This is a genomic window from Nocardiopsis sp. iso_186 (genome assembly GCF_056173365.1).
In genome coordinates this window covers 3,262,601-3,284,578 of record NZ_CM149670.1, presented here as the reverse complement: position 1 = coordinate 3,284,578, position 21,978 = coordinate 3,262,601, and the positions used below count along the sequence as shown (strand labels likewise).

General features: G+C 71.9%; 12 protein-coding genes and 2 pseudogenes. 11 read left to right on the top strand and 3 right to left on the bottom strand.

The features are described 5' to 3' along the window. Positions 1–70: 70 nt before the first annotated feature. Both AC0VYP_RS14360 and AC0VYP_RS14355 read right to left on the bottom strand, forming a co-directional pair. A complete protein-coding gene (locus AC0VYP_RS14360; RefSeq protein ID WP_475470143.1) occupies positions 71–787 on the bottom strand; it encodes an ABC transporter ATP-binding protein in 717 nt (238 codons plus the stop codon). After that, the gene (locus tag AC0VYP_RS14355) at positions 784–1,308 is read right to left on the bottom strand and encodes a PadR family transcriptional regulator (protein WP_475470141.1); all 525 of its coding nucleotides are present in this window, start codon (positions 1,306–1,308) and stop codon (positions 784–786) included. Before AC0VYP_RS14355 ends, AC0VYP_RS14360 begins: the two co-directional genes overlap by 4 nt. A 185-nt stretch (positions 1,309–1,493) precedes the next feature. Here AC0VYP_RS14355 and AC0VYP_RS14350 point away from each other — a divergent pair, with 185 nt between their 5' ends. From AC0VYP_RS14350 to AC0VYP_RS14340, 3 genes are read left to right on the top strand one after another with little or no spacing between them, the layout of a single operon-like run. Then, a complete protein-coding gene (locus AC0VYP_RS14350; RefSeq protein WP_475470140.1) occupies positions 1,494–2,294 on the top strand; it encodes a 2,3-dihydro-2,3-dihydroxybenzoate dehydrogenase in 801 nt (266 codons plus the stop codon). Next, positions 2,284–3,525, top strand: a complete 1,242-nt coding sequence (locus AC0VYP_RS14345; RefSeq protein ID WP_475470138.1) for an isochorismate synthase — start codon at positions 2,284–2,286, stop codon at positions 3,523–3,525. The genes AC0VYP_RS14350 and AC0VYP_RS14345 overlap by 11 nt, the downstream gene beginning before the upstream one ends. Then, positions 3,522–4,160 carry an isochorismatase family protein gene (locus tag AC0VYP_RS14340; RefSeq protein WP_475470137.1) on the top strand — a complete coding sequence of 213 codons (639 nt, stop codon included), beginning with the start codon at positions 3,522–3,524 and terminating at the stop codon, positions 4,158–4,160. Before AC0VYP_RS14345 ends, AC0VYP_RS14340 begins: the two co-directional genes overlap by 4 nt. 45 nt (positions 4,161–4,205) lie before the next feature. Here AC0VYP_RS14340 and AC0VYP_RS14335 read toward each other — a convergent pair whose 3' ends face one another. After that, complete coding sequence (locus AC0VYP_RS14335; protein ID WP_475470136.1) at positions 4,206–5,837, bottom strand: (2,3-dihydroxybenzoyl)adenylate synthase; 1,632 nt, start codon at positions 5,835–5,837, stop codon at positions 4,206–4,208. A 122-nt stretch (positions 5,838–5,959) separates the two neighbouring features. On the opposite strand from AC0VYP_RS14335, the gene AC0VYP_RS14330 reads away from it, so the two are divergent. The 8 genes and pseudogenes from AC0VYP_RS14330 (at position 5,960) to AC0VYP_RS14295 (ending at position 21,903) form a co-directional block, all read left to right on the top strand. Next, positions 5,960–12,496: an amino acid adenylation domain-containing protein gene (locus tag AC0VYP_RS14330; RefSeq protein WP_475470134.1), complete on the top strand. Its 6,537-nt coding sequence runs from the start codon at positions 5,960–5,962 to the stop codon at positions 12,494–12,496. A 156-nt stretch (positions 12,497–12,652) separates the two neighbouring features. Then, positions 12,653–17,065, top strand: a pseudogene (locus AC0VYP_RS14325) (non-ribosomal peptide synthetase); the annotation flags it as partial. Between the two features lie 334 nt (positions 17,066–17,399). Beyond that, a pseudogene (locus AC0VYP_RS14320) lies at positions 17,400–17,474 on the top strand (hypothetical protein); the annotation flags it as partial. Positions 17,475–17,606: 132 nt separating this feature from the next. Further along, on the top strand, positions 17,607–18,107 hold the full coding sequence (locus AC0VYP_RS14315) for a thioesterase domain-containing protein (RefSeq protein ID WP_475474369.1): 501 nt from the start codon (positions 17,607–17,609) through the stop codon (positions 18,105–18,107). After that, positions 18,104–19,243, top strand: coding sequence for a saccharopine dehydrogenase NADP-binding domain-containing protein (locus AC0VYP_RS14310; protein ID WP_475470133.1), 1,140 nt, complete (start codon positions 18,104–18,106; stop codon positions 19,241–19,243). Before AC0VYP_RS14315 ends, AC0VYP_RS14310 begins: the two co-directional genes overlap by 4 nt. Further along, positions 19,240–20,346 carry a Gfo/Idh/MocA family oxidoreductase gene (locus tag AC0VYP_RS14305; protein ID WP_475470131.1) on the top strand — a complete coding sequence of 369 codons (1,107 nt, stop codon included), beginning with the start codon at positions 19,240–19,242 and terminating at the stop codon, positions 20,344–20,346. Before AC0VYP_RS14310 ends, AC0VYP_RS14305 begins: the two co-directional genes overlap by 4 nt. Next, positions 20,343–21,128: a thioesterase II family protein gene (locus tag AC0VYP_RS14300; RefSeq protein WP_475470129.1), complete on the top strand. Its 786-nt coding sequence runs from the start codon at positions 20,343–20,345 to the stop codon at positions 21,126–21,128. The genes AC0VYP_RS14305 and AC0VYP_RS14300 overlap by 4 nt, the downstream gene beginning before the upstream one ends. Before the next feature lie 46 nt (positions 21,129–21,174). Next, entirely contained in the window at positions 21,175–21,903 is a 729-nt protein-coding gene (locus tag AC0VYP_RS14295) for a class I SAM-dependent methyltransferase (protein WP_285761738.1), read from the top strand. Positions 21,904–21,978: the final 75 nt, after the last annotated feature.

Here is a 21,978-nt window from a genome sequence, read left to right as displayed (position 1 = left end):
GTCCAGCCCGGTCGCCCGCCGCTCAGCGCGAACCTGGCCCCCATCCCCAGCTCGCGGCACCACCGGAGGATCATGCGATGCCCGCCGTTGCGGAGGTGATGTCGCGGGCCTGACCGTCGCGGACGACGACCTCCCGATCGGAGTATGCCGCGACCCGGGCCTCGTGGGTGACCAGGACGACCGCGGCGTTGGTCTCACGCGCCGCAGTGGTGAGCAGTTCCATGACACGTTCACCGTTGAGCGAGTCCAGCGCGCCGGTGGGTTCGTCGGCGAAGATGACGCGGGGCCGCGCCGCAAGGGCCCGCGCGACGGCCACCCGTTGCCCCTGGCCGCCGGAGACCTGGCCGGGGCGTTTGCTTTGGACGTCGTCCACCTCCAGGCGCGCCATCCACTCCAGCGCGCAGGACTCGGCCTCCTTGCGGTTTGTGCCGGCCAGTCGCAGCGGCAACGCGATGTTCTCCGCGCAGGTCAGCTCGGGGACCAGCTGGCCGAACTGGAAGACGAAACCGAAATCCCCGCGTCGCAGCTTGCTGCGCTGGGCGTCGGACATGGCGGACAGTTCATGACCGCGGTAGTGAACGGTGCCGCCCTCGGGGGTGATGATGCCGGCCAGACAGTGCAGCAGAGTCGACTTCCCCGACCCGGAGGGGCCCATGACGGCGACGATCTCACCGGAGTCGATGGTGAATTCCGCTCCGTTCAGTGCGGCGGTGGGGCCGTAGGTCTTGCGCAGTCTGGTTGCGGTGAGCAGGGGTCCGGTGCTTTCCGCTGAATCGGTGCGGGTCATTTGCCGACCTCTCTGGCGAGTCTGTCGAGCCGGTCGGCGGTGAGTTCGAGCCACCGCAGGTCGGCCTCCAGGTGGAACAGGGCGTGATCGCAGATGAGCTGGTCGCCGAGATCCCCGTTCGTCTTGCGGCGGGTGAGTTCACGCATGAGGCGCAGGTGCTCGGCCCGCTGGGCGTCCAGCAGGTCGGCGGCGTCGCGCCCGGTCAGTAGCGCCAGTACGACTTTGGTGTAGAGGGTGCTCTGCAGGTAGGGCTCGGGTTTCTCCGGGGTGGCGAGCCAGCGTCCGACGTCGGTGATGCCGGCGTCGGTGATGGCGTAGCGCTTGCGTTCCGGGCCGCCTCCTGCCTCCACCCCGTTGACCTCGACGAGGCCGTTCTTCAGCAGGCGCGACATCGTCGAGTAGACCTGCCCGTAGTGCAGCGGACGGTCGTGGCCGAACCGTTCGTCGAAGGTTCGCTTGAGGTCGTAGCCGTGGCGCGGGCCTGATTCGAGGAGGCCGAGCAACGTGTTGCTGATGGACATGCAGGTGACTATACACCACGTGTATACGCAAAGTTTATAGTCTCTTGAGCTGGGATTTTACGAGAAAGGCGTCGTAGTGCGCGTGGTTTGTGGGTGGCCGTGGAACGTTCCGGGAGGTCCCTTTTGACACAAATTTTGAAAATGATTATCTTTATCAATATTGATGGAGGTCTGGAGGGGGCAGAGTGGCGGTCGGGAAGAGGCGGGGCGATGCGGTCGGCGCGGATGGGACCGCGCTGGTGACCGGGGCCTGCGGAGGCATCGGGGCGGCCGTCGTGCGCGGCCTGGTCGAACAGGGGGCACGTGTCGCGGCCCTGGACGTTGACGGTTCGGCTGTCCGGGAACTGGCGGCGGCCTACCGAGAGAAGGGGCACGCCGTCGATGGGTACGCGGTTGACGTCGCGGACCGGGCGGCCGTCGAGACGGCGGTGGCCGAGATCGAGGAGAGCGGGACGATCGCCCTGGCCGTCAACATCGCCGGCATCCTGTGTCCGGGCCCGGTCCTGGAACTCGCCGCAGAGGACTGGGCGGCGGTGTTCGCGGTCAACAGCTCGGGTGTGTTCAATGTTTCCACGGCCGTCGCGCGTCACATGACCCCGCGCAGAGCCGGTGCGATCGTCACGGTCAGTTCCGATGCGGCCCGGCTCTCGCGAACGGGGATGGCCGCCTACGCGGCGTCCAAGTCCGCGGCCACCCGTTTCACCCTGTGCCTGGGTCTGGAACTCGCCCCTTTCGGGATCAGGTGCAACGTGGTCTCGCCGGGATCGACAGCCACCGCCATGCGCCGGCAGCTGTGGGGAGGGGACGCCCCGGAGGAGTCGTCCGTGGCGGGATCGCCCGAATCGTTCCGGGGAGGGATCCCCCTGGGACGGATCGCCGATCCGGAGGACGTCGCCGATGCGGTGCTCTTCCTCGCTTCACCCAGGGCACAGCACATAACCATGCACGACCTTCGCGTCAACGGGGGAGCCGGCCTTGGCTCCTGACCGATGGGACCACCTGCCCGGGAAGAAGCCCGGACCCCTGGACGCACTCCACGCGTATCGGCCGGGTGACTTCGTGTTCAGCACTCCCGGCCACACGCTCCTCGCCCGCGATATGTCCCGGACCCGCGTCCAACGGGCCACGGGCGAGCACCTCGGCGCCGCCTTCGACGCGGCCCGGCGCTCGGGCCTGTCCCGCCCCGTCGCGGTCGGCGCCCTGGCATTCGACCCCGCCGCCCCCGTGCACATCGCTGTTCCGCACAAGGTCGTGATGAGCGGCAGGCCACCCAGGGGCGGAAGTAGTGACGAGGGGCCGGCCTGGCCCCGGATCAGCGCGCGCCATTGTGTCACCGACGAGCACGGGTACACGCGTGCCGTTGCCCGGGCGATCGGCCGGATCGCCCGAACGGAGCTGGACAAGGTGGTGCTGGCAAGGACCCTGCGCCTCGTCCTCGACCACCCTGTCGATCCCGGACAGCTCCTGCGTCGCCTGGCCTCCGCCGACCCCGCCGCCCACGTGTTCGCCGTGGACGTGCCCCCCGAACACGGGGGAGCACGCCGCACCCTGCTGGGGGCCAGCCCGGAGCTGCTCGTCGCACGGCGGGGACCGGCCGTCCACAGTCATCCGCTCGCCGGCTCCGCGGCCCGCGACCCCGATCCCGCGACCGATCGCCGACGGGCCCGCGAGCTGGTCGCCTCGGCGAAGGACCGGCACGAGCACGCCTTCGTCGTGGCGGCCCTCGCCGAGTCGCTCAGCCCGTTCTGCGCGGAGCTCCACGTCCCCGAGGCGCCCTCGGTGACCGCGACCGCCACGATGTGGCATCTGGGTACGCGTATCACCGGACGACTGGCGGAGCCGTTCCCCTCGTCACTGGACCTGGCCCGCGCCGTGCACCCCACCCCGGCGGTGTGCGGCACGCCGACGCGTCTGGCACTGGAGGCCATCGGTGAACTGGAGCCCTTCGACCGCGGCCACTACGCCGGAGCAGTGGGCTGGTGCGACGCGGACGGAGACGGCGAGTGGGCGGTTGCGCTGCGCTGCGCCGAGGTTGAGGGCGACGAGGCCCGGCTCTTCGCCGGGGCGGGGATCGTCGCCGACTCCGATCCGGTCGCCGAACTCGCCGAGACCTCCGCCAAGTTCCGCACCATGCTCGACGCCTTCGAAGAGGCGTCCCCCCACCGGGAACCGCCGGTGGCTCCGCGGAGCCCGACCCGACAGGACGATGCCCCATGACGCTGCCGCGTATCGACGCCTATCCCATGCCCACCGAGGAGGAGATCCCGAAGAACCACGCCGACTGGCGACTCGACGGCGACCGCTGCGTACTGCTGATCCACGATATGCAGCGGTACTTCCTGGACGCCTTCCGTGCCGACGCCGAACCGGTTCCGACCCTGGTCGACAACATCCGTGCACTGCGCGAGCGCTGCGTGGAACGGGGCGTGCCGACGATCTACACCACGCAGCCCGGATCCCAGGAGCCCCGGGAGCGGGGTCTGCTCCAGGATTTCTGGGGGAGGGGCCTGAGCGACGAGCCCGCCCACACCGCAGTCATCGCCGATCTCGCTCCCCGGGAGGAGGACACGGTGGTGACCAAGCGACGCTACAGCGCCTTCGCGAACACCGGACTGTCGGCCACCATGGGCCGCCTCGGACGCGACCAACTGGTCGTCTGCGGCGTCTACGCCCATATCGGCGTCCTGATGACCGCCTGCGACGCGTTCATGCGCGACGTCGAACCCTTCATCGTGGCCGACGCCGTGGCTGATTTCTCGGCGGAGGACCACTCCATGGCCCTCACCTATGCGACCCGCCGCTGTGCGATGGCGGTGAGCACGCGAAACGCGATGACGGCGCTGGGGAGGTGATCCGACGGACGCGGTGCGGGGCGTGCCCGCACCGCGTCCGCGGAATCAGGAAGAGCCCAGCTCGGTGCGCAGTCTCCGCTTGTCAACCTTGCCGATCCCGGTCAGCGGAAGCACCGCGGCGAAGCGCACCTCGTCGGGGACCTTGAAGGCGGCGACGCCGCGTTCCAGCAGCAGTCCCCGGACCTCTGCCACCGAGGGGCGGTGGCCCCCGGCCACCAGTACGGCGACCGCGCGTTCGCCCAGGAAAGGGTCGGGCACACCCACCAGGGCAGCGGCGCGCACCCCCGGGATCGCGAGCAGGTGCTCCTCCACCTCCACCGCCGCGATCTTCTCCCCGGCCCGGTTGACCTGGTCCTTCACGCGCCCCACCACGACGAGGTCACCCCGTTCGGTACGGGTGACCAGGTCACCGGTGCGATAGAAGCCCTCGGCGGTGAAGCACAACCGGTCCTGTTCCCGTGCCCGGTAATAGCCGCGCAGGGTGTAGGGGCCGCGGGTCAACAATTCGCCCGGCTGCCCGGGGGGTACGGGCCTGCCCTCCTCGTCGACCACCAGCACCTCGTCGGAGGGCGACAGCGGGCGCCCCTGGGTGGTGCACACGATGTCCTCGGGGTCGTCCAGGCGGGTGTAGTTGTTCAGACCCTCGGCCATGCCGAACACCTGTTGCAGGCCACAGCCCAGTTCCGGGCTGACACGGCGCGCAGTGGTGTCGTCCAGGCGGGAGCCGCCGACCTGTAGCACCTCCAGGCTGCTCAGGTTGCGCCCGCCCCGGGCGGCCTCGTCGAGCCAGTGGGGAACAAGCGCGGGGACGAGGGAGGTGATCGTGACCCCCTCGGTCTCCACCAGGGCGAGGGCGGTTGTGGGGCTCGGGTCGGGGCACAGCACCACGGTCCCTCCCGAGCAGAGGACCCCCAGGAGGCCCGGTGAGACCATGGTGAAGTTGTGCGAGACGGGCAGGACGGCGAGATAGACCGAATCGGCGCCCACCCCGCACACCTCGGCCGAGGCGCGGGCGTTGTACGCGTAGTCGGCGTGGGTGCGCGGGATCAGTTTGGGCGTTCCCGTGGTGCCGCCCGAAAGCAGGAGCAGCGCGAGCGCGTTCGGGGACACGTCGGGGAACCCGCCGGTGAGGGCGGCGCCCTTTTCCTCCAGCGCGCCGAGGGTGATGCCGTTGCCCGTTCCAGGGGCGCCCGCGACGACCAGACGGCGCAGTGAGGGGCAGGCGCGGGCGACCTCCGCCGCGACCGGTCCCAGATCCCGTCGGCCGTGCCGGTCGGCGACGACGTGGACGGCGGCCGCGGAGAGCCGGGTTAGCGCGACCAGGTCGGCGCGGCCCAGTGAGGGCGGGGCCAGGATCGGGACCGCGCCGATCCGGAGCAGCGCGAAGAGCGCGATCACGTACTCCTCCCGGTTGGGCAGCTGAAGCAATACCCGTTCGCCCGGGCGTACCGGCAGGTCGGCAAGCCCCCGTGCCAGATGAGTCACACGGGTGTCCAGCTCCGCGTAGCTCAGCCGTCCGGAGGGCGACACGAGTGCGATGCGTTCGCCCAGGTCGCGTGCCTGGTCGCAGAGCAGCTCACTCAGGGTCCGGTCGCGCCAGTGGCCGGCTCGCCGGTAGGCGTTCGCGAACTCCTCCGGCCAGCCGATCCAGTCCTTCTCGTCCACGTGATCTCCCATTCCTCGCTCATCGGCCTCGACGGGGCCAAGCCGACAGTGCTATACATAATGCCGTAAATGAAAACCGTTATCGTTTTCGAGCGATTGCGGTGGAGCACGCGGAAAGCAGGGGGCGGTACGTCGTGTCACCACACGGGCGGGCACCGGTCGAAGAGATCCGAACGCAGGTCGCGCAGATCCTCGGAGCCGGCGGCTTCGCCGATGACGACGACCTCTTCGACCACGGGCTGGACTCCCTCGGCCTCATCCGGCTCGTGGGCGCGTGGCGCGAACAGGGCGCGGACGTCACGTTCGAGGACCTGTCGAGCGAGCCGACCGTGGCCGCGTGGAGCAGACTCCTGCCCCGTCGGTCCAGCGGGCCCGCCCCGGCAGTACGTCCCGCGGTGACCGTTGCCGAGGACGAACCGTTCGCGCTTGCCACGATGCAGTACGCCTACTGGATCGGTCGTCGCGACGAGCAACCCCTGGGCGGCGTCGGCGCGCACTTCTACACGGAGTTCGACGGCCACGACCTGGATCCCGGGCGACTCGACACCGCCCTGGCGGCTGTCGCCGCCCGTCACCCCATGCTGCGCGTCCGGTTCCTGGACGACGGACGCCAACGCATCGGTGCCACCGCGGCCCGGAGCGGGGTCCGCGTCCACGACCTGCGCTCCCAGCCCCAGGACGCGGTCGCGCGCCGCCTGGAGGAATTGCGCGAGCGCTACACCTGCCAGCGCCTGGACGTCGAGGAGGGGCACGTCCTCGACGTCGCGCTCACCCTCATGGACGAGGGCCGCACCCGGCTGCACATCGACCTGGACATGATCGCGGCCGACGCGCTGAGCCTGCGCATCCTGCTGGAGGACCTGCGCCTGGCCTACAACGGCGAACTCACCCCCGCGCCGTTGTCCTACACCTTCGCGCGCTACCTCGCCGAGCGTACGCCCCGCATGGAGGCGGCCCGCGAACGGGCCCGTTCCTGGTGGATGGAGCGGCTGCCGGACCTGCCCGAGGCGCCCCGCCTGCCCACCGTCATCGACGCGACCGACCTCACTCCCGGCCGCAGTCCGTTGGCGCGGTCGAGCCGGCTGCACCACTGGCTCCCGCCCGAGGAGGTCCGAGCTCTGGAACGCAACGCCAAAACGGCCGGGATCACCCCGGCCGCGGCCCTGGCCACCGTGTTCGCCGAGACCATCGGCTCCTGGAGCGCCGAACGCCGCTTCCTGCTCAACCTCCCACTGTTCGACCGAGCCCCCCTGCACCCCGACGTCGAGCGCCTCATCGGCGACTTCAGCGGTTCGGTCCTGCTCGACGTCAACGTCACCGATCCCCTTCCCTTCACCCAGCGCGCCCACCAGGTCCAGGCGGATCTGCACACGGCCATCGACCACGGTGCCTACAGCGGCGTGGAGGTCATGCGCGACCTCGCCCGAGCCTCCGGCGGACGAGGGCGACCGGCCCCGGTCGTCTACACCAGCGCAATCGGGCTCGGACCGCTGTTCAGCGACGCCGTGCAGGAGTGTTTCGGCCGTCCCTCCTGGATCATTTCGCAAGGGCCGCAGGTGTGGCTGGACGCCCAGGTCACCGAACTGGACGGTGGCCTGCTGCTCAATTGGGACGTGCGGGAGGCGGCCTTCGCGCCCGGCGTCCTCGACGCGGCTTTCACCGCCTACCGCGAGCTGGTCGCAGCACTGGTCGCCGACCCCGCCGCCTGGCATCGACCGGCTGCTCCCGAGGCCCCCGCCGAGCAGCTCGCCGCCCGGGCCCGACGCGGGTCGGGTCCGGCCAGCCCGCCGCGGCCCCTCCACGAGTCCTTCTTCGTCCGTGCTCGGCACCGCCCCGACGACACCGCCCTCGTCGCAGCGGACGGCACCCGCGTCTGTTACGGAGAACTCGCCGACCACGCCCTGCGCGTCGCCGGCCTGCTCGCCGCGCGAGGCGTGGAACAGGGGGACACGGTGGCCGTCACGATGCCCCGCGGCACCGATCAGGTCGCCGCTGTGCTGGGCGTGCTCGCGGTCGGAGCCGCCTACCTTCCCCTGGGGACGTCGATCCCGTCGGCGCGACGGGCCCGCCTGCTGGCCCGTGGGCGCGCCGCACTGGTGCTCACCGACACCGCCCACCTCGACCGGGCCACCGCCCAAGGGATCCCGGCGGTGGACGTGGCCGGGGCCGCGGACACGGCGGCCCTGCCGCGCCCGGTGCGTCCCGACCCCGACCAGACCGCCTACGTGCTCTTCACCTCGGGTTCCACCGGAGAGCCCAAGGGGGTGGAAATGCCGCACCGTTCAGCCGCGCACACGGTCAACGTGCTCATCGCCCGTCTGGGGGCGGGCCCCGGAGACCGGACCCTGGCGCTGGCCGAACTCGACTTCGACATGTCGATTTTCGACCTTTTCGCCCCACTGTCCAGTGGAGGGGCGGCGGTCCTGCTCGACGACGGCGTGCGTCGGGACGCGGCCGATTGGGCCCGGCTCATGCACGAGCACCGGGTCACCCTCCTCAACTGCGTCCCCGCTCTCCTGGAGATGCTGCTGGCCCAGGCGGAGTCCGGCCCCGGTCTGGACGCACCGCTGCGCGCGGTCCTCCTGGGCGGCGACGTCATCGGCCTCGACCTGCCCGACCGGGTGCGCGCACAGGCCCCCGACTGCCGGTTCCTGGCGCTGGGCGGGATGACCGAGGCCGCCGTCCACTCCACGATCGCCGAGATCGACCGGGTCAACCCGTCATGGCACTCGATGCCGTGGGGAGTGCCACTGCCGGGCGTGCGCTGCCGGGTCGTGGACGAAACCGGCCGCGACCGCCCCGACCACGTCCCCGGTGAACTATGGGTGGGCGGCGCCGCGTTGGCCGCCGGGTACCGCGGCGACGTCGAGCGCACCGCGCACTCCTTCGTCACCGCACAGGGCACGCGCTGGTACCGCTCCGGTGACCGGGCCCGCTACCGTGGCGACGCGACGCTGGAGTTCCTGGGCCGCGTCAACGACCAGGTCAAGGTGGGCGGATACCGGATCGAACCCGGTGAGGTCGAAGCAGCCCTGTGCGCCGTCCCGCACGTGGCGGCGGCCATCGCGGTGGTCATCGGTGGAGCGGCACCCCGCCTGGCCGCGGCAGTGGTTCTCGCCTCCGACCGGATTCCGGAACCCGACGGACTGGCGGCGCGCGCCTCCGAGCTGCTGCCCGCGTACATGGTGCCCGAGCACATCGAGGTCTGGCCGGAACTGCCCCGCACCCCCAACGGCAAGCCCGACCGCTCGGCCGCGGCACTGGCGCTGACGGAAGGGGCCGGAGCCGCCCCGGAGGCCGACGCCGTACCCGAGGGCGCCGTCGAGCGGGACGTCGCCCGAGTATGGCGCGACATCCTGGGAGCAGGGGAGATCGGTCGCACCGCCGACTTCTTCGCACTGGGCGGCGACTCGTTGCTGGCCACCCGAGCGGTGGCCGCGCTGAGGGAAGCCGGATACCCCGACACCCGGGTGGGTGAACTGTTCGCCGCGCCGCGCCTGCGCGACTTCGCAGCCGGTCTCACGCCGGGCACGGGAGCGGCCGACCCCGTCGTGCGCCCCGACCCCGGCGGTCGCCACACGCCCTTCGCTCCCACCGACGTGCAACGCGCCTACTGGATCGGCCGCAACCAGGACTTCGTCCTCGGAGGCGTGGGGACCCACCACTACACCGAGTTCGACGGCGCCGATGTCAACCTGGCCGGTCTGGAGAAGGCGTTCGACCGACTGGTGGCCCGCCACGACATGCTGCGCGCCGTCTTCGACACGGACGGCGACCAGCGCGTCCTCGCCGATGTCGGACCGGTGCGCATCCCCGTCGTCACGGCCACGGCCGACGAAGCGGACACGGCGCTGGCCGCACTGCGCACCCGCATGAGCCACCAGATCCTCGATCTCACCCGCTGGCCGCTGTTCGACGTCCGTGCGGTGCGCTACCCCGGACAGGGGGGCACCCGCACCCGGCTGGGCGTCAGCCTCGACTACATCGTCCTGGACGCCCTGAGCATCATGACGCTCTACGACGAACTGGGCCGCCTCTACGCCGACCCCGACGCACGGCTGGCCCCTGTGGAACTGACATTCCGCGACTACCTCGCCCAGGCCGGTCCGGACGAGGAGGACGTGCGGCGGGCCCGCGCCTACTGGAGCGAGAGGCTGTCCGAGCTGCCCCCGGCCCCGGCGCTCCCTCTCGCGGTGGACCCCGCTGCGGTCAACGCACCCCGGTTCACCCGACGCGGCACCTGGCTCGGCCCCGCCGAGTGGGCCGCGTTCACCGACCGTGCCCGGGCACTGGGCCTCACCCCGTCGGCGCTGCTGTTGGCCTGCTACGGAGAAGTGCTCTCGATGTGGAGCGGACAGTCCGCACTCAGCCTCACCCTCACCCTGTTCAACCGGCGCGACGCCCATCCCCACGTGGACCGCGTCCTGGGAGACTTCACCTCGCTGTCGCTGACCTCCTACGACCGCGAACCGGGCGAGGACCTCTCCTCGGCGGCCGCGCGCCTGCACCGACGCCTGGGGCGCGACCTCGACCATCGCGACGCCTCGGCGGTGTGGGTCCTGGGCGAGCTCGCCCGCGCCACCGGCCTGGCCCAAACCGGTGTCCCCGTGGTCTTCACCAGCTCGTTGGGGGTCGGAGCCGGCCTGGGGTACGACACCGATCCCCCCTTCGGCGCACGGGTGTGGGGACTGTCGCAGTCGCCCCAGGTCCACCTGGACAACCAGGTCCTGGAGGCGGACGGTGGGCTCACCGTGCACTGGGACGCGGTGGAACAACTCTTCCCCAGCGGCGTCCTGGACGCCATGTTCGACGCCTACCGCCGCCTGTTGGTGGACTTCGCGACCGCAGCCGGGCCGAAGCCGCCCGGGATCGTCCTGCCAGCCGACCAGCGTCGGGCCCGCGAGCACGCCAACGCCACCGCCGGCCCCGAGCCCCACGGCCTCCTCCACGACGCGTTCTTCGCCAACGCGGAAGCCCACCCGGGGCGGACCGCCCTCGTCAACGCACTGGGCGAGACCTCCTACGCCGAACTCTCCGAACGCGCCCGTCGCGTCGCAGCCTCCCTCGTCGAGCGCGGAGTACGTCCCGGAGACGCGGTGGGCGTCACGCTGCCGAAGGGAGCCGATCAGATCGCGGCGGTCCTCGGGGTACTGGCGGCGGGAGCCGCTTACCTGCCGATCGGGGTGGACACCCCTCCCGCTCGGCGGGACCGGATGTTCCAACGCGCAGGGACCGGCGTCGTTGTCTGCGCCGACCCCGACGGCGTTTCCGGGGGAGTGGGCATGGCGGCCCTGCTGGCCGCGGCTCCACTCGCGGAACCGGTGCGCCACCACCCCGACGCCCTCGCCTATGTCATCCACACCTCCGGTTCCACCGGTGACCCCAAGGGGGTCGAGGTGACCCACGCCGCGGCCCTCAACACCGTCGCCGACGTCAACGAACGCTTCGGCGTCGGACCGGACGACCGCGTCCTGGCCCTCAGCGCCCTGGACTTCGATCTCAGCGTCTACGACGTGTTCGGCCTGTTGGGGGCCGGCGGGGCGCTGGTCCTGCCCGACGAGGGCGAGCGCCGTGACGCCGCACGCTGGTGCGAACTGGTCGCCGAACACGGCGTCACGGTCTGGAACACCGTCCCGGCCCTGCTGGACATGCTGCTCCTGGCCGGACAGCAGCGACAAGGGTTCGCCCGGGCACTGCGCCTCGCCCTGGTCTCCGGAGACTGGGTGGGCCTGGACCTGGCACCCCGTCTGGCCGAAGCGGCCGAACGGGCGACATTGGTCGCGCTGGGCGGGGCCACCGAGGCCGCCATCTGGTCCAACTCCATGGAAGTGCGCGAGGTCCCGGAGAACTGGTCCTCGGTTCCCTATGGGTTCCCCCTGCGCAACCAGTGCTACCGGGTCGTCGATCCCCACGGCAGGGATTGCCCCGACTGGGTGCCCGGAGAGCTGTGGATCGGTGGAGCCGGCGTGGCGTCGGGCTACCGCGGCGACCCCGTGCGCACCGCCGAGAAGTTCCGCGAACACGCCGGTCGGCGCTGGTACCGCACCGGAGACCTCGGCCGGTACTGGCCCGACGCGACGCTGGAGTTCCTGGGCCGCACCGACCACCAGGTCAAGATCGGCGGACACCGCCTGGAACTGGGCGAGGTCGAGGCCGCGCTGGAAGCACACCCCGAGGTCCACCGTGCGGTGGCCCTCACCGCAGGCGGCCGTTTCGCCCGGAGGCTGCACGCCTTCGCCGCCGGCCCGGTCACCCAGGCCGCCCTCGCGGCCTTCCTCGCCCGCCGGCTCCCCGCACACGCCGTCCCCGGACGGATCCACGTCCTGGACGCGCTTCCGCTGACCGCCAACGGCAAGGTCAACCGCGCCGCGCTCACCGAACTCGCCTGGGCAGGGGCCCATGAGGATTCCGGCCGGCCGCCCCTGCCGGGTACGGAGCAGCGCCTGGCCGCCCTGTGGGGCGACCTGATCGGCGTCCCCGTAACCGACCGCCACGCCAACTTCTTCACCCTCGGCGGTACCAGCATGCTCGCCATCCGCCTGGTCACCGCGGTGCGCAGGGAATTCGGCACCGATGTGCCGACCCGCGCCTTCCTGGCCGCCCCCACTGTCGCCGCCCTCGCCGCCCACCTGGCGGGCACGACCGCCGACCTGGAGACGGGCGCCCTGTGACCCCCGCCCGCACCTGACCCCCGTCCACGCATCCGCACGATCCCCGCCCCCGCCGCTTCCCGCCCCGCACCAGACCCAAGAAAAAAAGCGGTGCGGGCCCCAACCGCGACACATGCCAAGGAGGACCGGCGCGTCGTACCACCGCGCGCCGCACCCATGATGGACATCCGTACCCTGCTCACCGAACTCGATCGCGCCGGCGTCCACCTGTGGACCCAGGACGGGGAACTCCGCTTCCGCGCGCCCAAGGGCGCACTCACCGACGCCCACCGTGCGGCCGTGCGCGACCACCGCGCCGAGGTCATCGCCCACCTGGAGGCCACCGCCCCCGCGCTGACCCCCGCCCCCGAGGCCCGCCACGAGCCCTTCCCCCTCACCGAGGTGCAGGCCGCCTACCTGATCGGCCGAGGCAACGCCTACGACCACGGCGGTCTGGACTGTCACGCCTACCTGGAACTGGACGTCGCCGACCTCGACCCCGCCCGGCTGTCCACTGCCTGGGCCGCACTGGTGGACCGGCACGACATGCTGCGCGTCACGGTGTCCGAGGACGGCTTCCAGCAGGTCCTCGACCATCCGGTGGGGGAGTCCTTCACGGTGACCGAGACCGGTGACCCCGACGCGTCGGTGCGGCAGGCACGCGCCCGGTTGAGCGACGGCCGTCCCGCCGGGGAGGAGCGCCCCTTGGTGCGTCTGCACCTGACCCGCTCGCGCCGGCGCAGCGTCCTGCACCTCTCGGTGAACCTGATCGCCGCCGACTACGCCAGCGTCCAGCTCCTGCTGGCCGAGCTCGCCGCGTTCTACGCCGATCCCGCATACGCCCCGGCCCCCCTCGCGCTTTCCTTCCGCGACTACGTCCTGGCACGGCGCGCGCTCAAGGACGGCCCCCTCTACCAGCGGGACCGCGCCTACTGGTCCGAGCGCCTCGCCGACCTGCCCGCCGCCCCCGAACTGCCCACCGTTGACGGCACCACCGCCGAGCCCGCCTTCACCCGGCATGCCGCGGTCCTGCGCACGGACCAGTGGGCGGGCCTGCGCGAGCGCGCGGAGCGGCACGGCCTGACCCCTTCCGCCGTGGCCTTGGCGGCCTATGCCGACACCATCGCCCGGTGGAGCCGCCGCCCCCGTTTCACCCTCGCCCTGCCCGTCAACCAGCGCCTGGATCTGCACCCCGACGTCCATCGGCTCGTGGGCGACTTCACCGCCGTCACCCTGCTGGCGGTCGAGGACCACGGTGCGCTGCCCTTCGCCGAACGCGCCGCCCTGCTGCACGCGCGTCTGCTCGACGACCTCGACCACGGCCTGTTCACCGGGGGAGAGGTCCTGGCCGAGCACACCCGTCGCCGGGGCACCCCTGGTGCGCTCATGCCGGTGGTCTTCACCAGCACCCTGGGGGCCCGAAGCGCGCCGGAAGCCGACTCCTGGGCGGCCCGGGAGGTCCACGGCATCAGCCAGACCCCGCAGGTGTGGATCGACTGCCAGGTCAAGGAAATCGCAACCGGCCTGGCCGTCAACTGGGACGTGCGCGACGGAGTCCTGCCCGAAGGGCTGGCCGCGGACGCTTTCGGCGCCTACACCGATCTGCTGGCCCGCCTCGCCGAGGACGACGGCGCATGGACCGAGGACGCACCCCTGCGCCTGCCCGGCCACCAGGCCGACTCCCGCGCCGACGCCAACGCCACCGGGGCCCCCTGCCCGCCGGCGCTCCTGCACGAGGGGGTGGTGGCGGCCGCGCTGGCGACACCCGGGGAACCCGCGGTCATCACAGCCGGCGAGGTGCTCACGCACGGGGAACTCCTGGCCGCCGCAATCGCCACCGCGGCCAGGCTGTCCTCGACCGGTTGCGCTCCGGGGTCGCGGGTGGCCATCCTCATGGACAAAGGTCCTGAACAGGTCGTGGCGGCCCACGCCGTACTCCTCGCCGGGTGCGCCTACGTTCCGGTTGACGTCAACCAGCCGACCGCCCGCCGCGACGTCATCCTCGCCGACGCCGCCGTCACCCACGTCCTCACCCAGTCCTGGTTGGTCGAGGCGGTGGACACCGAGCGTCACATCCCCGTGTGCGTCAACGAGATCGACCCCGCCCCCGGCCCGCTCGCCCCGCCGAAGAGCCAGGCCGCCCCCGACGACCTGGCCTACGTCATCTACACCTCCGGTTCCACCGGGACGCCCAAGGGCGTCATGGTGGCCCACGCCGCGGCCCTCAACACCGTCGCCGACGTCAACGAACGCTTCGGCGTCGGTCCCGACGACCGCGTCCTGGCCCTGGCCAATCTCGGCTTCGACCTGAGCGTCTACGACCTGTTCGGGCCGCTGGCCGCAGGCGGCGCGATCGTGCTTCCCGACGCCGAACGGCGCGGTGACCCCTCGCACTGGGCCGAACTCGCGACCCGGCACCGCGTCACCCTGTGGAACTCGGTCCCCGCTCAGTTGCAGATGCTCGGCGACTACCTGGCCTCCGGTACCGACGAGGACCTGTCGGCCCTGCGCCTGGCACTGGTATCGGGCGACTGGATCCCGGTCACCCTGCCCGACACCCTCCGCTCGGCCGTCCCCGGCCTGGAACTGGTCAGCCTTGGTGGAGCCACCGAGGCCGCCATCTGGTCCATCCACCACCGCATCGGTGCGGTTGACCCCGACTGGCCCAGCATCCCCTACGGGCGCCCCCTCGCAGGCCAGACCTTCCACGTCCTGGACCCGGCCCTGCGCGACCGTCCCGACTGGGTCGCGGGCGAGCTCTACATCGGCGGTGCGGGCCTCGCCCAGGGGTACCTGGGCGACCCCGAGCGCACCGCCGAGCGTTTCATCACCCGGCCCGCCACCGGTGAGCGCCTGTACCGCACCGGCGACCTGGGGCGCTATCGGCCCGGCGGCGACATCGAGTTCCTGGGAAGGGAGGACTCCCAGGTCAAGATCCGCGGTTACCGGATCGAGCTCGCCGAGATCGAATCGGCGGTGCAGAACCACCCCGGGGTGGCGACCGCCGCCGTCGTCGCGGTCGGCCCCCGCGACGCCCGCAGGCTCGCGGCCTTCGCCGAACCCGCCCGCTCCACCACCCCGCCCCCCGCCCCCGACGGCCTCGCCGAGGCCGTCACCGCGGCCCACCGCGCGGCGACCGCGGACCTGGACCGCGACGACCTCGATGTGTTCCTGACGGCCTTGGACGAGGTCGCGCTGGGTGCCGTCACCAGGACCCTCACCACGGCCGGCCTGTTCGGTGCCCCCGACACGGCCCACTCATTCGAGGAAGTGGCGGGTGCCCTGAACGCCCAGCGTACGCACCACCGCCTGCTGAGGCGCTGGCTGGTGGCCCTGGTGCGCGAGGGCCGGTTGGCCTGTGACGACGAGGGGGCCTTCCGTGGCCTGCGCGCAGTCACCGCCGAGCAGCAGGAGGCCGCGTGGCAGCGGGCGACGGAGGCCGAGCGACGCGTGAACTACGGCACCGAACTACTGGAGTACATGCGCACCTGCGCCGACCGGCTTCCCGAGCTCGTCAGCGGGAGCCTGGACGTGCGCAGCCTGCTCTTCCCGGGCGCCGACCTGGAGACCGCCGGAGCCGCCTACCGGGACAATCTCGCGATCCGCCACCTCAACGCCGCAGCGGCGGCCGCGCTGGCGCGCATCGCCGGACAGCACGTGGGGGAGGAGCGCCTGCGCGTCATGGAACTGGGCGCGGGCGTCGGGGGCACCACCGCCGCCCTGGTGCCGGCCCTGGCCGAGTACGGGGTGGACTACCTGTTCACCGACGTCTCGCCGTTCTTCCTGACCGAGGCCAGGGAGCAGTTCGCCGACTTTCCCTGGGTGCGGTACGGCCTCTTCGACGTCAACCTGCCGGTACGCGACCAGGGCCACCTGCCCAGCACCGTGGACGTCGTCGTCGCCGCCAACGTCCTGCACAACGCCGTTGACGCCGCAGCCGCGCTGGAGGCCGCACGAGAACTGCTCGTCCCCGGCGGGCACCTGCTGTTCATCGAGACCACCAAGGAGGGGCAGTACCCGCTCATGGTGTCCATGGAGTTCCTGGAGGGCCTGGCCGGGGGGCATCGGGACCTGCGTGCGGACGCCGACCAGACCTTCGCCACACGCGACCAGTGGCGGACCCTGCTGGCCGGGGCGGGGGCCGAGGAGCCCCTGGTACTGCCCGCCGAGGACGATCGGCTGGTCGGGGCCGGGCAGAGCCTGTTCCTGACCCGCCTCGCCACCGACCGGGTCCCCGTCAGCACCGGTGAGCTGAACAGGCACGTTGCGGCTCGACTGCCCGATTACATGGTGCCCGGCCAATGGCAGCTGCTGGACGCGCTCCCGTTGACGGCCAACGGCAAGGTTGACCGCGCGGCACTGGAACGCCTGCTGCCGCGCGAGGCGGAGGGCGCACGAGTGGCCACCGTCTCCGCCGAGCCCGCCGACGACCTCGAACGCGGACTGGTCGGCCTCTGGCAGGAGCTCCTGGAGCGCGAACACGTCGGCCGCGACGACGACTTCTTCGCCCTCGGCGGCGACTCGCTGCTCGTGGCCCGAATGGTGGGCCGTCTCGGCGAACACGTCGAAGCCGCCGGGGACATCGAGTGGGAGGTCGTACTGCGCCATATGCTGCGCACCCCCACCGTCGCGGGCCTCGCCGCCTATCTGCGCGGACTCGACGGTAGGACCGACGCCGCCCAGGAGCGCGCCACGGCCACTCCCTACGTGCGTCTCAACGGCTCCGGCGGCCCCGTCACCGCCATCGTGCACGCCGGGACCGGAACCCTGGTGCCCTACCGCTCCCTCATCACCGAGATCCGTTCGACGGTCGGGCGGTTCCTCGACCCTGGCCGGGCTGGAGCTGCCCCGCACCGGCGAGTTCCTGGACGCAGACCCCTCCGTCATCATCAAGAAGTGGGCCGCCGACTACGCCCGCGCGCTGTTGGACACCGGCGGCAGCCGCTTCCACGTGGTGGGGTACTGCCTGGGCGGCCTGATCGCCACGGAGGTGGCCCGCACCCTTGGGGAGGCCGGTGCCGAAGTCGCCTCGCTCACCGCCATCAGCACGCACCGACCGCCCTTCCGCCTCGACGACGAGCTGATCTCGGAGTACGCCTTCGCGGTCATGATGGGCATCGACCCGGCGCGTGTGGGGTTCCCCGCCGACGAGAACAGGGTCTCCGCCGCCTCCGACGTCCTGTTGGAGCAGACGCCGGGCCTGCTTCCCGACGGTGCGATCGGCCGCCTGCGGGGTGAATACGCCGACGTCGCGGAGTGCTTCAGGGAACTGGCCGCGCTTCCGCGCGATGTCAGGGTGCAGCGGATGACCGCGGCCGTTCCCGCCTCGGCCGGGACGTACGAGCCCGAGGCGCTGATGAACCTCTTCCGCATCTTCCGGCAGAGCGTCTTCGCGATCTCGCGCTACGAGCCGGAGCCCTACGCCGGCGACGTCACGTTCCTGCGCCACAGCGGCGCCTACCCCTTCCCCGGCAACAAGGAGAGCGTCACCGACTACTGGGAACGCCTGGTCCTGGGAACCCTGACGGTCACCGAGATCCCCGGCGACCACTTCAGCTGCCTGTCGGTGCCCTACGCCCCGGGCATCGTCAAGCTGCTCGCCGAGATCACCGACGGCGACGTGATCGCATGACCGCGCCCATCGCGGTCCTGGGCGCCACCGGCGCCGTCGGCACCGCCGCGGCCAGAGCCCTGCACGGGCTCTGGCCCGGCCCCCTGCGCCTGGGCGCGCGCGGTCCCGCTCCGCTGCGGGCCCTGACCGCAGAGCTGGGGCCCGGAACCGAGGCTGTCGTCGTGGACCTGGCCGATGACGCGGCGCTGTCGGCGTTCTGCGCGGGCGCGCGCGTCGTCCTCAACTGTGCGGGCCCCTCCTACGCGGTGGTGGACCGGGTGGCCCTCGCCGCCATTGCCGCCGGCGCCGACTACGCGGACGTCACCGGGGACGACCCCTGCCACGACCGCCTGGCCCCGTTGGCCCTCGCGGAACGGGGACGTACCGCCGTGCTGTCGGCCGGTGTTCTGCCCGGTCTCTCGGCACTGCTGCCGCGACTGTTCACCCCGGACGGCGCCGACGCGCACCTGAGCGCCTACACCGGTGGGTTGGAGGAGTGTACGCCCACCGCTGCCGCCGACATGGCTCTGTCATTGCCGGGGTCCGCGACCGGTTTCTCCTTCGGCGAGTCCCTGGCCGCTTGGCGCAGGGGACGGCGTGTCCCGCGCGCGTTGCGCGCCCAGGAAGGTGTCCGGGCCCCCTTCTTTCCCGCGTCGGCCCATCTCCAACCGTTCCTGACCGGTGAGGCCGAGCGGTTGGCCGTTGACCTCGGGTTCGACGGCCTCGACTGGTACACGGTCCATCCCGGAGCGGCCGCCCGCGCCGTCCTGACCGAGGCCGCGGGACGCCCCCTCCACCGTGCCGAGGAGTTCGACCGATTCACCGCCCGGCTGCGCGCGGCAGCCGACCTCGACCTGGCCGGTCGGGTCCCCTACTACCTGCTGGCCTACGTCCTCACCGATCGCGTGGCGGGCCGTGAGCGGGTGCGTTCCCTGGCGGTCCGTCTGACCGACAGCTACCGGACCACGGGATACGTCGGGGCCCTGGCAGCCCACGCCCTGGTGGGCGGGGGGATCGAGCCGGGGGTGCACTACGCGGCCCGTGTCCTGGACCCCGCCGGTACCGTCGCGCGGCTCACCGACGCGGGGGCGATGGAGCCGGTGCGGTTCCAGGAGGGCGTCCCGCAATCCGACGACGTCGAGGAGGGAGTGCTGTGAGCCCGCCACTGCGCACCGTCGTGTGCGGAACGGGGTTCGGCCGCTTCTACGCCGACGCGGTCACCGCCGCACCGGGGTTCGACCTCGTCGGGATCCTCGCCCGGGGCGGGGGGTTCTCCCGCAGGTACGCCCGGCACCTGGGCGTGCCCCTGTACACCGACCCCGCCGGCCTGCCCGGCGACGTTGACGCGGCATGCGTAGTGGTGGGGGCAGAGGTCTCAGGGGGCCCGGGCGGCATGCTCGCGCGCACCCTCCTGGAACGAGGCGTCCACGTGCTCCAGGAGCATCCCGTGGGGTACGGGGAACTCGCGGGCGCCATGCGCGCGGCGCGCGGCGGCGGAGCCCGCTACCGGCTCAACCCCTTCTACCGTCACGTCCGCCCGGTACGCCGCTTCATCGAAGCTGCCGCGGCGCTGCGCACCCGGACGACTGTGCGCGCGGTGGAGGCCACCGTGGCCCTACAGGTGCTCCACCCACTGGTGGACGTCCTGGGGGCGGCCCTCGGGGGACTGCGGCCGTGGGCCTTCACGGAGCCGGTCGAGTTCGATGCCGAGCTGGCAGCCCTGGCGGCCACCCCCCAGCCCTACCGGGTGGTCCAAGGCGTCGTCGGCGGCGTCCCGGCCACTCTTCGGGTGCAGAACCAGATGGACCCCCTCGACGCCGACAACGGCGCGCTTCTGTGGCACCGGTTGGCCCTGGCCACCGACGCCGGCGTACTCACCCTGGCCGACACCCACGGCCCCGTGGTCTGGAGCCCGCGCCTGCACGCCCCCCGCGATTCCCATCACCGCCTGCGCCATGACGGGCCCGACACCGGATACCTGGACGTGGCGAGTACGGCCGTCCTGGAGGGGACCGGGGCCGGGACGCTCCGCGAGGTCTTCACCCGGTTGTGGCCCGATGCCCTGGGCCGCGCGCTGGCGGGGTTCGCCCGCGACGTCGCGGGCGGCGCCGACGCGCTGCGTGTCGGCGAGTACGATCTCGCGGCCAGCCGGATGTGGCAGGACCTCACCGGCCGGTTGGGGCCTCCCGATCTCGTGCGCTCGCTCGCCCCGCCGACCGTACGGCTTGCCGACCTCCACACCACCACTGGACGATCATGACCGCGAACCCGACCGACTCCTGGCTGCGCCGCTACCGGCCCCGCCCCCACGCCCGCCTGCGTCTGCTGTGCCTGCCCCATGCCGGCGGCGGCGCAGGCTCCTACCGCGGGTGGACGCCGCTGCTGCCCGCGGGGATCGACCTCGTGTGCGTCCAGTACCCCGGGCGGGAGGACCGCCTGGACGAGCCGCCCGTGGACGACATGGCGACCCTGGTGGCCGGGATCGCCGACGCGGTCACCCCACTGATCGACCGCCCCTATGCGCTGTTCGGTCACTCCATGGGGACCGCCGTGGCCTTCGAACTGGGACGGGAACTGCGCAGGCGCGGCTTCGTCGAACCGGTCCGGTTGTTCGCCTCGGGGCGCCGGGCCCCCGCCGCCCGCCTGGGAGGACGCGTGCACGAAGGCGACGACGAGTCCCTGGTGGACGAGCTCACCCGTTTGGGCGGTACCGAGCGCGCCATCTTCGAGGACCCCGGGATGCGGGAGATGATCCTGGGCTATGTCCGGGCCGACTACCGGCTGATCGAACGCTACGTTCCCGCGGAGGGACCGCCGTTGGGCTGCCCCGTGAGTGTCTTCCTGGGCGACGCCGACCCCGAGGTGGGCATGGAACAGGCCCGGGGGTGGGCGCGGACCACCACCGGCCGCCTGGACGTCGAGGTGTTCCCCGGGGACCACTTCTACCTCGTGCCCGGGCGCAGGCAAGTGGTCAACGCACTCGTGCGCCGACTGGACCCCGCGCTGGCGCACGACTCCCCGCCCTGGCCCAGCACCCCGTGACACCCCCTCCCCCAGCCGCACCGCGGCCTGGCAAAGAAGGCATTCTGTGATCGACTACTACTCTCCGGCCGCCGAGTTCTTCGACCTGGTCGGGCACCGCCACATGGCCAGCAGCGGCCCGGCGCTGCGCGCCGCCCTGGCCGGCTTGGACACTTCCCACGGCCCTGTCGTGGACATCGGGGCGGGCACCGGACTGGTCACTGCGACCATCGCCGAGGTGCTGCCCGGTGCCGACATCATCAGCGCCGAGCCCTCGCCCAACATGCGCGCCATCCTCACCAGCCGTGTCTACGGAGACCCGGGGCTGCGCCGGAGGGTGACGGTGGTGCCGGAACCCGCCCAGGAGTTGGAGCTGCCCGACTCCATCTCCGCGGCCGTGATCTTCGGGGTGGCCGGGCACCTCACCCGGCCCGAGCGCATCCACCTGTGGCGCCGGCTCTCCCAGCGGTTGCCCGTGGGCGCGCCGATCGTGGTGGAGCTGATGGGTGTGGACACCCCGCGCACGATTCCGGCGACCCGGATGGTGCGCGAAACGGTGGGTGCGCAGACCTACGAGTGGTGGATCGCGGGTGAGCCCGCCGGGCCCACCGTCATGCGCTGGAACACGGAGTGGCGGGTCTTCCGCGAGGGCCGCAGGGTGCGCACCGTGGAGGACTCCTACGACTGGGAGACCTTCGGCGTGGACCAGTTGGCGGTCGAATCGGGGCTGACCAGTCGCCAGATCACCCATCTGGGCAGAGAGGTCACCCCCGAGATCGGGGTGCTGGTCAAGTGAGGCGCCCGATTCGTTCCTCCCGGGAGGGCCGGGGGAGTAGTATTAAAAATGAAAATCATTTTCGTTTTGAGTATG